The following is a 13,312-nucleotide window of genomic DNA, read 5'->3' on the forward strand; positions in this document are numbered from 1 at the left end:
TACGAAGCGAGATGACGAACAGCGTCTCCAGTAGATCGGTGTACAGCGAGAAACAACAGATACCGAGCAAACAGGGAGTTTGCGACTATGTCGTAACTGCAGACTATTGCCCGCAAACCACACGATGAGCGCCGATCCGATCAGTCAACAAAGTCGATGTCGTCGGCGTCCATCTCGGGCTGGACCGTCTCACCCTCCGGTCGCCCGTAGATCTGCGGCGACTGGACGCCCGTGACGACGATCATCGTCCGCATGCTGCCCTCGAGTGTCTCGTCGATCGAGGTCCCCCAGATGATGCGCGCGTCGGGGTCGATCCGGTCGTAGATCTCTTCGACGACGCCCTCGGCTTCCTCGATGGACATGTCGTTGCCGCCGGTGACGTTGACCAGCGCGGAGCTGGCACCGGAGATGTCGACGTCGAGCAGCGGCGAGCGCAGGGCGGTCTTGACCGAGTCCTCGGCCTTCGCTTCCGAATCGGACTCGCCGAGACCGATCATCGCGACGCCGCCGCGTTCCATGACGGTGCGAACGTCGGCGAAGTCCAGATTGACGAGGCCCGGCTTCGTGATGAGTTCCGTAATGCCCTTCACCGAGCGCATCAGCACCTCGTCGCTGACCTTGAACGCCTGGCGGACGGGGAGCTTGCCGACGGAGTCGAGCAGCCGGTCGTTCGGAACGACGATGACGGTGTCAGAAACGTCGCGCAGGCGCTCGAGTCCCGCCTCGGCGTTGGTTCGGCGAACCTCTCCCTCCGCGGTGAACGGCGTCGTCACGATCGAAATCGTCAGCGCGCCCGACTCGCGGGCTGCCTTCGCGACGACAGGTGCCGAGCCAGTCCCGGTGCCGCCGCCGAGTCCGGCGGTGACGAAGACCATGTCTGAGCCGTCGATGGCGTCGTAGATATCCTGCTGGCTCTCGAGTGCGGCCTCCTCGCCGACCTGGGGGAGCGAGCCCGCGCCGCGCCCGCCGGTCTTCTCCTCGCCCATGAGGATCTTGGTGTCGGCTTCGATTTCCACGAGGTGCTGGACGTCAGTGTTCGCGGCGACGAGCTTCGCGCCGTGGATACCCTCCTCGTGCATCCGGTTGATGGTGTTCCCGCCGGCACCGCCGCAGCCGACGACGGTGATGTCAGTCTGGAGGTCCTGCAGTACATCCTCCAGCTCGTCGTCTGTCATCGTCCCGGTTTGTCTACTCTCTGACCCGTCTGCCGACTGACCGTCCGCGGGGGCGTCGGCCGGCTCCCCCTCCTCGGCCTCGTCGATGGCGTCGTCGATGAGTGAGTCCATTCTTGGCCCCTTCTAAACGATGGAGCATAATTACCTTTCCCCTACACGTCAGCCACCTGGCTGACATGTTACTGGAATATTACCTGTCGGCCCTCGATTGCGTGACAACCAACCGCCACGAACGGGTAATTACTACTTACGCTCAGCTCACAAACCACTCAGATTTCGAACCGATCGATCTGGCGGCGCTCCACGCGGTCGGGCGCGATCTCCTCGCCGTCGACCGTCACCGGTTCGCCGTTCGCGAGTGCGCCGAACTTCGGCCCCTCCGGGACGCCCGCTTCCTGGGCGAGCGCGGGGTCGAACGCTGTTTTTTCGGCGACGACTGCGTTCACGGCTGTGTCCACGTTCGCGTTCGCGTCTGCGTCTGTGTCCATGTCCGTTTCCGCGCCTGTGTCTGCGCCCGCGTCCGCCTCTCCCGCGATCATCTCCGATGTCTCGACCGTCACCGTCTCGTACGCGGACTCGAGTACCCTCGCCAGTTCCTCGACGAGTTCGAGTCGCGTCGCTCCCTCCGGCAGCGCGAACTGGGTACCGACGCGGCTGCCGCCGTTTTCCGTCGTGAACGCGACGGTGTGGGCCTCGATGATGGCTCGGACGCGCTCGGGGTCGATTCCCTCCGCGGTGTCGATCAGGTCTCCCGGCAGGTCGACGACGGCGAACGACGGCTCGTGGTGCTCGCCGAAGCGGATGCCCTCATCGACCGTCCCGAGATCCGATTCGACCGCATCGATGAGGTCGAACGGCCGGTCGCCGACCTCTCGGAGCCACGTCTCGCTGACCACGCGGTGGCCCGCCTCGTCCAGGGTGGACTCGAGTACCGGCCACTCGCCGTCGAGCAGCGCGACGTCCGCCTGGCTGGCGTCGAAGGCGGCGTCGATGACCTCCCGGTGGGCCGTCGGATGGCCCATGGACTCGAGCGCCCAGTCGGCCGCGATGTGGCCCACGGCCCAGGGTGTTTCGCGGACGACGCGCTCGAAGCGCGGCGCGTAGTGGTTGCCGCCGAAGCCGACGAGTTGCCGGTCTCGGTGGGGCGCAACGCCGTCGCGTGCGATTTCGAGAATTCCGCGGGCGACGGCGCGTGCGCCTTCGGGATCGTCCCACTGTTCGTCGTCGCTGCCGAGTTCGGCGAACAGCGACGGACAGCCAACGTTGGTCGGGCCGTGGTGGGTACACTCCATCCCGACGTCGTACCCCTCGGGCGCGAACTCGTCGAACGCCGCGAGCAGTTCCGCGAGCGCGTTCGGACAGGCCTCGGCGACTGCGTCCTCGTCACCGCCGTACTCGGCCGGGCCGAAGTTGCCCGTGAAGTGGCCGGTCAGCAGCGCGCCCGTGTCGCCAGAGTGGCGGGAGGCGAAGACGAGCAGGTCCGGGTCGCAGTCGAACGCGTCGGCGGGGGACTCGAGTTCGATGTGCAGCGTCTCGAAGGATCGGAGTTCGACGCCGTCGAAGCCAGCGAGGGTGTAGAAGGTACCGCCACCGTCGGCGTCGGGACGGGTTTCGTCCCGGCGTTCGGTCCAGTCTGCAAGTTCGCGAAGCTGGTCGCAGATGTGCACCGACGCCCGATCGGCGCGGCTCTCGACGATCGCAACGTCCGTCTCGGTCATATCCGTGCTGGCGTGCTGGGCGTCGTTAATGCTGTCGAACAGCGGTCAACGAGATGTCGATCGAAAAGTACGATCGACCGTCGAGTAGTGCTGTTCGACAGGAGAACTCGTTCGTTTTCGGCCAGCTACAACAGGAGGTAGATGAACCCTGCATAGCCGGCGAGCAAGATCGCGCCGTCGAGCCGGCTCAGCCGCCGGCCGTGGGCCATCAGGCCGACCAGCAGCAGCGTGAATCCGAGCAAGTAGGGGAACTCGAGTCGGAGCGTCTCCGGCGCGACCTGAATCGGCGTGATGATGGCGACGACGCCGAGGACGGCGAGGATGTTGTAGATGTTCGAGCCGACGACGTTGCCGACGGCGAAACCGGTTTCGTTGCGGATCGCGCCGACGGCGGAGGCTGCGAGTTCGGGCAGCGAGGTACCGAGTGCGAGCACTGTGAGTCCGATAATGAGATCAGAGACGCCGAGTGCGGAGAGAAGGTCGGTGCCGCCGGAAATGAGCCAACGTGAGCCGATGACGAGCGCGAGGAGACCGGCGAGAACGAGACCGATGTCTCGGGGAGAAACGCCGTCACGGCTGTTCTCATCAGTTTCTGGAGTGTCATCCAACGGTAGCGAGTCCGCACTGGCCGCATACAGCAGGTAGCCGGTAAAGGCGGTGAGTACGAGGAGGAAGACGACGCCCTCGAGTCGCCCGAGCGTGCCGTCGGCGCCGAGGACGACGAGCAAGACCGCGGCGAGCACCATCGTCGGAACGTGGCGGCGCATGACGAGCCCACCGACCGGCAGCGGGCGGATGAGCGCGGCGATACCGAGCACGAGGCCGATGTTCGCGATATTCGAGCCGAGGACCGCGCCGAGTCCGATATCCGTCGAGACGTCGAGCGCGCCGATGGTCGCGACGAACAGCTCTGGCGCGGTCGTCGCGAACGCGATCACCGTGACGCCGACGGTTGCCGCCCGGAGCCCGATGCCGAGTGCGAGCCGACCGGCGCCGGCTACGAGGAGTTCAGCACCGGCGTAGAGGGCGACGACGCCGGCAACGAGGAGGAGGACGGCAAATCCGAGTCCGAAGTCGGCGGCCATACACGTCGATACTCGGAATCGTCGTATAAGCGACGCGGAACGAGCACGCGAGGACGAGGAACAGAGCGGACGCTAGTGGACCAGCACCGACCGGAAACCCTGCCGGAGTCACACCCGTTATGTCGCCCCCGCGTCGACTACGAGCCACCATGGCTATGGACGTCTTCGGACTGCTCGGCAACCCCGTCGGACACTCCCGCTCGCCGCCGATGCACGAGGCCGCCTACGGCGAACTCGCATACGACGCGCGCTACGTCACCTTCGAACCCGACCCGTCCGATCTCGAGGCCGCAGTCGCCGGCGCTGACGCCCTCGGCATCGCGGGGCTGAACGTGACGATCCCGTTCAAACAGGACGTGCTCGACCTGGACCTCGTCGAGCCCGACGAGCTGGCCACCCGGATCGGCGCGGTGAACACCATCGATTTCGAACCGGACTCGAGTCCCCCGAATTCCTCAGGACAGGTCACCGGTCACAACACCGACGCCGCCGGCGCGCTGCGCGCGCTGCGCGAGCACGACGTGACCATTTCGGATGCTGAGGCCGTCGTCGTCGGTGCCGGCGGTGCCGGCCGTGCTATCTCGTTCGCGCTCGCCGACGCGGGCGCAACCGTCGCCATTGCGAACCGGACGGAATCGACCGCACACGAACTCGCGGCGGACGTCCCGGTCGCGACGGGGCACGGACTGGACGAGGGGGTACTCGAGTCCCTGCTGGCCGAAGCGGACGTGCTGGTCAACGCGACGAGCGTCGGGATGGAGGAGGACGCGACGCCGGTGCCGGCGGACGCGCTCCACGCCGACCTGGCGGTGATGGATGCCGTCTATCAGCCGCTGGAGACGCGATTGTTACGTGATGCGGCCGACGCTGGGGCGACGACGGTCGACGGCGCGTGGATGTTGCTGTATCAGGGTGTCGAGGCGTTCGAGCTGTGGACCGGCCGCGATGCGCCGGTCGACGTGATGAACGAGGCGTTGCGGGCGCAGTTGTAACGGTTCTGCCAGAACTGGAGTGCCTTGCCAGGGGTCAGATCGGTGGTGACAAACGAGACAGGTGAGCGACGACGGCGTATCTACTGGCTATCTCCATCGAGAGTGCGGACGAAAACTCGGTTTCAGGGCCATCGTATCAGGCGAATTTAAGTGACAGAGACGACTATGTCGGAGCAATGGCAATCCTCGACAAGCTGAAGTCGTTGTTGGGACTCGACGACTCGAGTTCGGAGCGCCGGGGGTCTCGGGACGTTGGTGTGACAGTCGAACGCGAACGGTCGGACGGCGACCAGGGTGAGGCGGCTACCGACGAGCAGTCGTCGGCACAGGACACGCCGGCACCTGCGTCGGCGACCTCGTCGCAGGAACAAGACCACGACCACGACCACGACCAAGATCAAGATCAGGGAGCGGACCAGAAACAGGAGCAAGAGCAAGACCAAGACCGAGACGCGACGGATACAACCGACTCAGACGACGAAACGACGATCGAAGAGGCGGAACCCGAGGCTGACGCTGCCGCAGCGGGTACCAGCGCAGCCGGGTCGACCGGATCGATGACCGAGACGAGCGACGGCCCAGAAGATGCAGCAGAGCCTGCCGAAGCAACCGGGCCGTCGGAAGCTGACGCCGCACCGACCGAAGAGAAGACGCCGGATATCGACGAGCAAGCGCACGTCGAGCCAGCGACCGAGCCGGACGATGAGGCGGACGAGACCGACGCTGGCGAGGGTGACGAAGCCGCCAGCGATGAAGCAGCGGAGGATGGCGACGAGGCGGCAGTCGAGTCCGACTCCGAGACTGAGACCGAGGTAGAGTCCGACTCCGAACCAGTCTCCGAAATCAAGGGAATCGGACCGGCCTACGCCGACCGCCTCGCGGGCGCTGGCGTCGAAACCGTCGCCGAACTCGCCGACGCCGATGCGGCCGAGCTCGCCGAGGGAACGGATATCTCCGAAACCCGCATTCAGGGCTGGATCGACCGCGCAGAAGTACGATAATCCACGCTGTTTTTTTTAACGAGGGCGATGAGCACAGCCCCAAAACCATAACATGATTAGGGAACTGGCTCCTCTCGACGGCTATGAGCGAGCCGCGCGTCGTCACATCGTTCGAATCGTTCCGAGCCGCCCTCGAGTCAGCCGACACTGAATCTGGGCGCTCGGACGGGACGGCGCGCGGACCGGTTCGCGTCCCGGTCGAGGTCACCACAACAGTTACCGATCCGTTTCTGGCGTACCGCCGCGTTCGAGTAGGGCGGTCGCCAGGCCCGATCACGGGCGAGCATACGGACGGGCCCGACACGAACGGCGCATTTCTCGAGACGACCGGCGGCCAGCCCGGCTGGGGGTACTTCGGCGTCGAGCCGGTCGACCGCCTGCGAGTCACCCCCGACGCAGTTACGCGCCAGCGTTCGAACGATCCAGACGGCACCGACGGCTCCAGCGCACCGACACTCGCCGCGCTCGAAGGGCTCCTCGAAACAGACGCTCTCGCCCGTGGCGACTGTACGGTCCCGTACCCGTGTGGCGTGATCGGGTGGCTCTCCTACGACGTGGCACGGGAACTCGAGGAGCTCCCCGAGTCGGCGGTCGACGACCGGGGGCTCCCACAGCTCGAGGTCGCGACGTACGACCGGCTGGTGTCGTGGGAGGAACCGATCGAGGACGACGAGGTGACGCTGCGAATTACGGCGTGTCCGCGGGTTGGTGATGCACCGTCGTCCAAATCGCCTACCTCACCCGCAGCACTCGCCGCCGACCCCGTCTACAGTCGGGACGAGCTCGAAGCCGCCTACGAACACGGCCGCGACCGCGCACTCGAGTTAGCCCGGCGCGTTCACGAGGGCGACACCGCCATCGGTGAGCCACCGGTCGACACCACGGAAGCCACGTTCGAGAGCGACTGTGGCCGTGAGGCGTTCGCCGAGCGCGTTCAGCGAGTCAAAGAGTACATCCGCGACGGCGACACCTTCCAGGCGAACATCTCTCAGCGACTGGTCGCGCCCGCGGCGGTCCACCCCGTCGCGGCCTACGACGCGCTCCGGCGGGTGAATCCCGCGCCGTACTCGTGCCTACTCGAGTTCGGGGCGGCGGATCTGGTGAGCGCGAGTCCGGAGTTGCTACTCGAGCGCGAGGTGGCACACACTTCGACAGCCGATCGCGGCCACGGGTCGCGAGAGCGTCCCACCGATTACGTCAGAACCGAACCCATCGCGGGCACCCGGCCACGCGGTGAGACGCCAGAACAGGACGCCGAACTCGAGGCCGACCTGCTGGCAGACGAGAAGGAACGCGCCGAGCACGCGATGCTGGTCGATCTCGAGCGCAACGACCTCGGCAAGGTCTGTGAATACGGCTCCGTCGAAGTCTCGGAATATCGCCGAGTCGACCGCTACGCCGAGGTGATGCACCTCGTCTCGGACGTGACCGGCCGGCTTCGAGCCGACGAGACGCTCGCCGACGCCATCGCGGCCGTGTTCCCCGGCGGGACGATCACCGGCGCGCCCAAGCCGCGGACGATGGAGATCATCGACGAACTCGAGTCCACCCGGCGCGGGCCGTATACGGGCAGCGTCGGGATCTTCGGCTTCGACGGGCGGGCAACGCTCAACATCGTGATCCGAACCTTGGTCCGTCAGGACGCGGAGTACCACCTCCGGGTCGGTGCCGGGATCGTCCACGATTCGGAGCCGGCACTCGAGTACGACGAGACGCTGGCCAAGGCGCGTGCGTTGGTGAACGCGGTCGACGATGCGCTGGGTGAGCGGGCTGAGATGGGTGTCGACGGAGACGGGGAACGTGATGGCGTGAGTGGGGACGGAGACCGTGATGGCATGACTGAGGACGGAGAACGTGATGGGACGAGCGGGAACAGAGAACGTGACGGAGCGAGCGGGGAGGGCAACGAGATGAACGGAGGTGGTCCCGATGAGTAACCAGGAGCCGACGCGGTTGCTCGTCGTGGATAACTACGACTCGTTCGTCTACAACCTGGTTCAGTACGTCGGCGAGGTTGCAGACGAGGTGATCGTCCGCCGGAACGACGAACTCGACCTGAGCGCAGTTCGGGAGCTCGATCCGACCGGTATCGTCGTCTCGCCGGGACCGGGAACACCCGAAGAGGCCGGCGTTTCGATTCCGTTGTTCGCCGAGACCGAGTATCCGATCCTCGGCGTCTGTCTCGGCCACCAGGCACTCTGTGCCGCAAACGGTTCGCCGGTCGGCCACGCGCCAGATGTCGTCCACGGAAAACCGTCGACGATCAGCCACGACGGCGAGGGCGTGTTCGCCGGCCTCCCTGACCACTTCCAGGTCGGGCGGTACCACTCGCTCGCGGTCGAACGCGACGATCTACCGGACTCGATCGTCGAAACGGCGCGGACGACGGACGACCGAGAGATTTCGATGGCGGTTCGCCATCGCGAGAACCCACACATCGGCGTCCAGTTTCATCCGGAAAGTATTCTGACGCGGGCACTCGATTCGGAGCAGGAACTGAGAGGGCACGATGAAACAGGGGCTACAGCGACGGACGAGACGGACGGCACGGACGACACAGACGGCATCGAACTTACACTGGGCAAACAGATGATCGAAAACTTCTGCGAGTTCGCCGCGGACACCACGCAGACGGGCGCTACCGAGGCGGGCACGACCGAAACGGATACGACCCGAACGAATACGACCCGAACGAATACGACCGAAACGGATACAACCGGAACGGACACGACTCGGTCGGATGGTGAGCGGCGATGACGAACGGCATCGACAGAGCGGACGAACCTATCGGGTCGACCGACAGCGAACTGCGCTACCACGTCAACGGTAACCTCGTCCCCGCGAGCGAGGCCACCGTCAGCGTCGACGACCGCGGCTTTCGCTACGGCGATGGCGCGTTCGAAACGCTTCGCGCCTACGGCGGCACCATCTTCGGCTGGAACCGCCACATGCACCGGCTCGAAGAAACCTGCGAGGCGCTCTCGATCGACCACGGACTCTCGCCGGACGACCTCCACCAGCGAGTCGACGAGACGCTCGCGGCGAACGACATCGAGGACGCCTACGTTCGTCTCTCGATCACGCGCGGGGTTCAGTCCGGCAAACTCACACCCCAGCCCGCAGACGACCCGACTGTCGTCATCTACGTCAAGCCGCTCCCCCGCGGCGGCTTCCAGGGCGAGACCGTCTGGGACCGCCCTGCCGTCCTCCAGAGCGTCGAAACGCGGCGAATCCCCGACGAAGCGTTGCCCGCGGGCGCGAAGACGCACAACTACCTCAACGGTATTCTGGCCCGTACCGAACTCGGCCAGGCCGCCGACGAGGCGCTCATGTGCGACACCGACGGTATCGTCGCCGAAGGGACGACGAGCAACCTGTTTTTCGTCCGCGACGAGACGCTCTACACCCCCGCAGCCGACGGCTCCCTGCTTCCGGGCATTACGCGCGAGTTCGTACTCGAGTTGGCTGCCGAAACGGACGTGCCAGTCCGCGAGGGATCGTACGAACTCGAGTTCGTCGCGGGGGCGGACGAGGCGTTTCTGACGAACAGGACGTGGGAGTTGCGGCCGGTGGCGAGTCTGGACGGGACGCCGATCGGCGGGGGGCCGATCACGGCGCAGTTGTCGGGGCTGTACGACGAGTTGGTCGAGCGGACGTGTTATTCGCGGACGGGTGACTGGTTGTGAGCGGCAGTTTGTGAGCGGCGTTTGTGAGCTGCGATTTGTGAGCAGCGGTTAGCGGCCGGATCGGTTGTAGTTGTACATCGCTTGGATGGCGGGTCGTCGTCACACACCGACAGCGCAGTCGAAACGTTGACCAGTCGCGACTCAAAACTGCGTGGCGATGGGGATAGACGCCGCTCGACGGATTGCACCGCTTTCTGCCGTGCCGACTGACTCGACGCTCCTGTTTCGAGTTGCAGAACGGGAGCAACTTGATGAACGTGACAGTGACGACAGTGAGGAAAGGACGACGACCTGTAGCGACGGCGGTGTCGACTGCGCAGACGAACGCGAGGCGATCCTCGTCGCCACCGAAACCGACGACACAGACACCCCGACCGCCGTCTCCTCCTGGCTCAACTTCTGCCAGCACTTCACGCACATCAAACTCGACAAAGGATCGGGAGCAGCCATGCGAAACGACGAACTCATCTGCGAGAACCACGGCGCGTACTTCGAAGCCGACTCCGGCCTGTGTACGTACGGCCCCTGTGAGGGCGCAACGCTCGCCGCACTCGAGACGACCGTCGTCGACGGCGACGTCTATCTGACAGACGATAAGTACGTGTTCGTCGGTCGTGGACCGATTGAGACGGACGACGATCTGACGTCGACGTCGAACGTCGAGTTCTGAGGTGGGAGTGGCACAGAAACCGCAGCCGAGTGAATCATTAGTGCTCGCGAACCGCCGTCGGCTGAACAAGGTCGCGCTCCTGATCGTACGCAACGAGCCCCGCATCGACGAGTCGCGGGAGATGATCGTGATACAACGAAATGTAGACGTCCGCGACGCACTCGGCCGAGAGGTCGGTGACGGGTTCGCCCGTCTCGCGGACGGCGACCTCCTCGGCAACGTCAGGGAGGGTCAGCGCCTCCTCGTGGGTCGTCATGACAGCGAGGAACTGCCGACGGCGCTCGCTCGCGAGGAGGTCGAACGCCGCATCGACTCCCTCCGGATCGGGGCGCTGTTCGCGCTGGTCAAGCCACTCGAGTGCCGCGAGAACGAACGCGGCGTGGTCGGTCGTCGTGTGTGAGGTCGCAGTCATCGTGGTGGGGGTGAGAGTGGTGGGGTGAACGTGGCGTGGCGGAAGGGTGTCCGAATCTGGGTGGACGCAGTGTCCGGACCGGAGCCATCACCCTGGCCTGAAGTCCTGTTTGCGGCCGTCGCCACCTGCGGGTACGTACCGGTTTCTCGGGGGCACGATAAATATTAGTGTCGAAACCATCTCAGTTTTGTCACGCTTTCTTACCTGTTCGTGACGTCCTGTGTGGGGCGGAGATGACAGCAGTTGAGTGCCTTACTCGATCGTAAACGTCGGTTCCGCGACGGACTCGCTCTTGCAGGATGGACATCGTGAGGGGCGATTCACGAGGTCGTCAAACGCTTCGAAGCCGCAGTCGCGACACTGCGGTGGGGCGACAAGGAGCTGCTCATCGTCCGCCGCGTCCACCGATCGGGAGACGTGTTCGACGTGGCGCAACACCGCTTGCGGGGTGAGATCGAGTTCGACTGCGAGTTCACTCGGCGTCGCCGGGTCGGCGCGCAGCGCATCGGCGAGACGCTGGCGCGTCGTTTCGTCGGCTTCTCGCATGTCCGGGTGTATCACCGCGACCGTTATTGGTCTGGCGCTCTGCTCGCCGCAAGAAAGACCTGTGAAAGGGCAAGTGACTTACATCCTGCTGGTGAATCACGGGCCATGAAGGCCGTCGTCCTTGCAGGTGGCTATGCGACCCGGATGTGGCCGATCACGAAGCATCGGCCCAAGATGTTCCTCCCGATCGGTGAGTCGACCGTCATCGATCGTATCTTCGCCGAACTCGAGGCGGACGAGCGAATCGACGAGGTCTACGTGAGCACGAACGAGCGCTTTGCGGCCGACTTCGAGGCCCACCTCGCCGAAAGCGAGTTCGAAAAACCACAGCTCTCCGTCGAAGACACGACCGAGGAAGACGACAAGTTCGGGGTCGTCGGCGCGCTTGCCCAGCTCATCGACCGCGAGAACGTCGACGACGACCTGCTGATCATCGCCGGCGACAACCTGATCAGCTTCGACGTCTCGGAGTTCGTCGATTACTTCGAACAACAGGACGCACCAACGCTCGCCGCCTACGACGTTGGCTCCCGCGAGAAGGCGAAATCCTACGGGCTGGTCGAACTCGAGGACGACCGCGTGGTCGACTTCCAGGAGAAGCCGGACGAGCCGAACTCGACGCTGGTCTCGATCGCCTGCTATGCGTTCCCGCAGGATTCGCTGTCGCTCCTGCCGACGTACCTCGAGGAGGGAAACAACCCCGACGAACCCGGCTGGTTCGTCCAGTGGCTCCAGAACCGCGAGCCGACGTACGCCTACACATTCGAGGGCGCGTGGTTCGACATCGGAACGCCCGAGAGCTACCTCGACGCCGTCTCCTGGCATCTCGACGGGGAGTCACTGATCGCCGACTCGGCGACACTCGAGAACACCTCCATCGGCGACAACGTCCACGTGATGGAGGGTGCGACACTCGAAGGAACGAACCTCGACCATGCGGTGATCTTCCCGGATGCGACGGTCCAGAACGGCGATATTCGCCGGTCGATTATCGACGAGGGGACCCACATCGAGAACCTGGATCTCGCGGGCGCGCTCATTGGAGCGCATACGACGATCACGAACGGATCGCCGTCGGACGATTGAGAGGGATCGGTGTAGCGTTCTCCGGTGTCGTTCTGACCGGGCGGAACGATCGCCGGCACCGAACTACAACAGACCGTCTGATCGAGACGTGGCCGGCACAGACGCTAACTCGGGCGCGAACAGCCTGTCTGGAGAGAAATTGCGACAACCAGCGGAGAAAAGTGGGGCAGTAAACATTTAATCGGGCTGAGCCCTTACCGTCAGGTATGCTCGACGCCCTCTTTGGGAACGTGGCGCTCTTGCTCCTCTCGGCGGGTCTCGTACTGATGGCGCTCGAGGCCCTCTCGCCCGGAGCCCATCTCATCGTGATCGGGATTGCACTGGTCGGTGCGGGATTGATCGGTGTCCTGTTTCCGGTCGGTAGCCCGTTCATTCTGGCGGGGCTAACGCTGCTCATCGGCGTTGTCGCGGCCTACATCTACAACGAGTTCGACTTCTACGGCGGGAAGGGGACCGCCCAGACCTCGGATTCGGACACACTCGCCGGCTCGACGGGGTACGTAACCGAGACGGTCACGACCCGCGGCGGCGAGGTCAAACTCGACGACGGCGGCTTCGCACCGTTCTACAGCGCTCGCACGACCAGCGGTTCAATCGAAGAGGGCGAGGAAGTCATCGTCCTCGACCCCGGTGGCGGGAACATTCTGACCGTCGAATCGCTCGGTGCGATCGGCGAAGACGAAATTGACCGCGCGCTCGCGTCGAACGCGAGCGAGACGGAGGCGGAGACAGGTACCGATGAAGAAACCGAGCCAGCGGACTCGGAACCGGACTCGAGTACGACCTCGCAAGCGGCGGATACGGAACCACAGACGGGAACCGATCCCACCAACAGTATCGACGAGTCGGTGACGGAAACGGAGAAGTCCGGCTAACTGTCGGTTGGCCTCTCTCGAGGCGGGTAAGTAACTCGAGCGTGTCACCTTTTCGCCACTCACACC

Annotated in this window: 13 protein-coding genes; 8 read left to right on the plus strand and 5 right to left on the minus strand. The window is 64.7% G+C overall.

Annotated elements, in window-relative coordinates; translation table 11 throughout:
- Nucleotides 1–140 precede the first annotated feature (140 nt).
- From ftsZ to BBD46_RS08515, 3 genes are all read right to left on the minus strand, one after another.
- Nucleotides 141–1,286 carry a cell division protein FtsZ gene (gene ftsZ, locus BBD46_RS08505; protein WP_071401293.1) on the minus strand — a complete coding sequence of 382 codons (1,146 nt, stop codon included), beginning with the start codon at nt 1,284–1,286 and terminating at the stop codon, nt 141–143.
- 158 nt (nt 1,287–1,444) lie between these two features.
- A complete protein-coding gene (locus BBD46_RS08510; RefSeq protein ID WP_071401294.1) occupies nt 1,445–2,893 on the minus strand; it encodes a D-aminoacyl-tRNA deacylase in 1,449 nt (482 codons plus the stop codon).
- A gap of 125 nt (nt 2,894–3,018) precedes the next feature.
- Nucleotides 3,019–3,978 (minus strand): calcium/sodium antiporter, encoded by a 960-nt coding sequence (locus tag BBD46_RS08515; protein ID WP_071401295.1) that lies wholly within the window; start codon nt 3,976–3,978, stop codon nt 3,019–3,021.
- Nucleotides 3,979–4,133: 155 nt separating this feature from the next.
- Here BBD46_RS08515 and BBD46_RS08520 point away from each other — a divergent pair, with 155 nt between their 5' ends.
- The 6 genes from BBD46_RS08520 (at nt 4,134) to BBD46_RS08545 (ending at nt 10,327) form a co-directional block, all read left to right on the plus strand.
- Nucleotides 4,134–4,970: a shikimate dehydrogenase gene (locus tag BBD46_RS08520; protein ID WP_071401296.1), complete on the plus strand. Its 837-nt coding sequence runs from the start codon at nt 4,134–4,136 to the stop codon at nt 4,968–4,970.
- A gap of 176 nt (nt 4,971–5,146) precedes the next feature.
- A complete protein-coding gene (locus BBD46_RS08525) occupies nt 5,147–5,971 on the plus strand; it encodes a helix-hairpin-helix domain-containing protein (protein WP_071401297.1) in 825 nt (274 codons plus the stop codon).
- Between the two features lie 83 nt (nt 5,972–6,054).
- Nucleotides 6,055–7,908 (plus strand): anthranilate synthase component I family protein, encoded by a 1,854-nt coding sequence (locus BBD46_RS08530; protein WP_071401298.1) that lies wholly within the window; start codon nt 6,055–6,057, stop codon nt 7,906–7,908.
- Nucleotides 7,901–8,728: an anthranilate synthase component II gene (locus BBD46_RS08535; protein ID WP_071401299.1), complete on the plus strand. Its 828-nt coding sequence runs from the start codon at nt 7,901–7,903 to the stop codon at nt 8,726–8,728. Before BBD46_RS08530 ends, BBD46_RS08535 begins: the two co-directional genes overlap by 8 nt.
- The gene (locus tag BBD46_RS08540; RefSeq protein ID WP_071401300.1) at nt 8,725–9,657 is read left to right on the plus strand and encodes an aminotransferase class IV; all 933 of its coding nucleotides are present in this window, start codon (nt 8,725–8,727) and stop codon (nt 9,655–9,657) included. Before BBD46_RS08535 ends, BBD46_RS08540 begins: the two co-directional genes overlap by 4 nt.
- Nucleotides 9,658–9,814: 157 nt before the next feature.
- The gene (locus tag BBD46_RS08545) at nt 9,815–10,327 is read left to right on the plus strand and encodes a Rieske (2Fe-2S) protein (protein ID WP_071401301.1); all 513 of its coding nucleotides are present in this window, start codon (nt 9,815–9,817) and stop codon (nt 10,325–10,327) included.
- 37 nt (nt 10,328–10,364) lie between these two features.
- Here BBD46_RS08545 and BBD46_RS08550 read toward each other — a convergent pair whose 3' ends face one another.
- Both BBD46_RS08550 and BBD46_RS08555 read right to left on the minus strand, forming a co-directional pair.
- Nucleotides 10,365–10,739, minus strand: a complete 375-nt coding sequence (locus BBD46_RS08550; protein ID WP_071401302.1) for a DUF7344 domain-containing protein — start codon at nt 10,737–10,739, stop codon at nt 10,365–10,367.
- Nucleotides 10,740–10,991: 252 nt separating this feature from the next.
- Nucleotides 10,992–11,285 carry a transcriptional regulator gene (locus BBD46_RS08555; protein WP_071401303.1) on the minus strand — a complete coding sequence of 98 codons (294 nt, stop codon included), beginning with the start codon at nt 11,283–11,285 and terminating at the stop codon, nt 10,992–10,994.
- 105 nt (nt 11,286–11,390) lie between these two features.
- Between BBD46_RS08555 and BBD46_RS08560 the strand changes: the two genes are divergently transcribed.
- Complete coding sequence (locus BBD46_RS08560) at nt 11,391–12,371, plus strand: sugar phosphate nucleotidyltransferase (protein WP_071401304.1); 981 nt, start codon at nt 11,391–11,393, stop codon at nt 12,369–12,371.
- A 206-nt stretch (nt 12,372–12,577) separates the two neighbouring features.
- The gene (locus BBD46_RS08565) at nt 12,578–13,246 is read left to right on the plus strand and encodes an NfeD family protein (RefSeq protein WP_071401305.1); all 669 of its coding nucleotides are present in this window, start codon (nt 12,578–12,580) and stop codon (nt 13,244–13,246) included.
- The last annotated feature ends 66 nt before the right edge of the window (nt 13,247–13,312 follow it).

This window comes from Natrialba sp. SSL1, from assembly GCF_001861355.1.
In the GTDB taxonomy this organism is placed as follows: Archaea; Halobacteriota; Halobacteria; order Halobacteriales; family Natrialbaceae; genus Natrialba.

Excerpts from the sequence above, each read along its gene's own strand:
- ftsZ (WP_071401293.1), bottom strand. The coding sequence starts at position 1,286 with ATGGACTCACTCATCGACGACGCCATCGACGAGGCCGAGGAGGGGGAG.
- BBD46_RS08550 (WP_071401302.1), bottom strand. The coding sequence starts at position 10,739 with ATGACTGCGACCTCACACACGACGACCGACCACGCCGCGTTCGTTCTC.
- BBD46_RS08520 (WP_071401296.1), top strand. The coding sequence starts at position 4,134 with ATGGACGTCTTCGGACTGCTCGGCAACCCCGTCGGACACTCCCGCTCG.
- BBD46_RS08540 (WP_071401300.1), top strand. The coding sequence starts at position 8,725 with ATGACGAACGGCATCGACAGAGCGGACGAACCTATCGGGTCGACCGAC.
- BBD46_RS08515 (WP_071401295.1), bottom strand. The coding sequence starts at position 3,978 with ATGGCCGCCGACTTCGGACTCGGATTTGCCGTCCTCCTCCTCGTTGCC.
- BBD46_RS08555 (WP_071401303.1), bottom strand. The coding sequence starts at position 11,285 with ATGCGAGAAGCCGACGAAACGACGCGCCAGCGTCTCGCCGATGCGCTG.
- BBD46_RS08530 (WP_071401298.1), top strand. The coding sequence starts at position 6,055 with ATGAGCGAGCCGCGCGTCGTCACATCGTTCGAATCGTTCCGAGCCGCC.
- BBD46_RS08545 (WP_071401301.1), top strand. The coding sequence starts at position 9,815 with ATGGGGATAGACGCCGCTCGACGGATTGCACCGCTTTCTGCCGTGCCG.
- BBD46_RS08565 (WP_071401305.1), top strand. The coding sequence starts at position 12,578 with ATGCTCGACGCCCTCTTTGGGAACGTGGCGCTCTTGCTCCTCTCGGCG.
- BBD46_RS08535 (WP_071401299.1), top strand. The coding sequence starts at position 7,901 with ATGAGTAACCAGGAGCCGACGCGGTTGCTCGTCGTGGATAACTACGAC.
- BBD46_RS08525 (WP_071401297.1), top strand. The coding sequence starts at position 5,147 with ATGGCAATCCTCGACAAGCTGAAGTCGTTGTTGGGACTCGACGACTCG.
- BBD46_RS08510 (WP_071401294.1), bottom strand. The coding sequence starts at position 2,893 with ATGACCGAGACGGACGTTGCGATCGTCGAGAGCCGCGCCGATCGGGCG.
- BBD46_RS08560 (WP_071401304.1), top strand. The coding sequence starts at position 11,391 with ATGAAGGCCGTCGTCCTTGCAGGTGGCTATGCGACCCGGATGTGGCCG.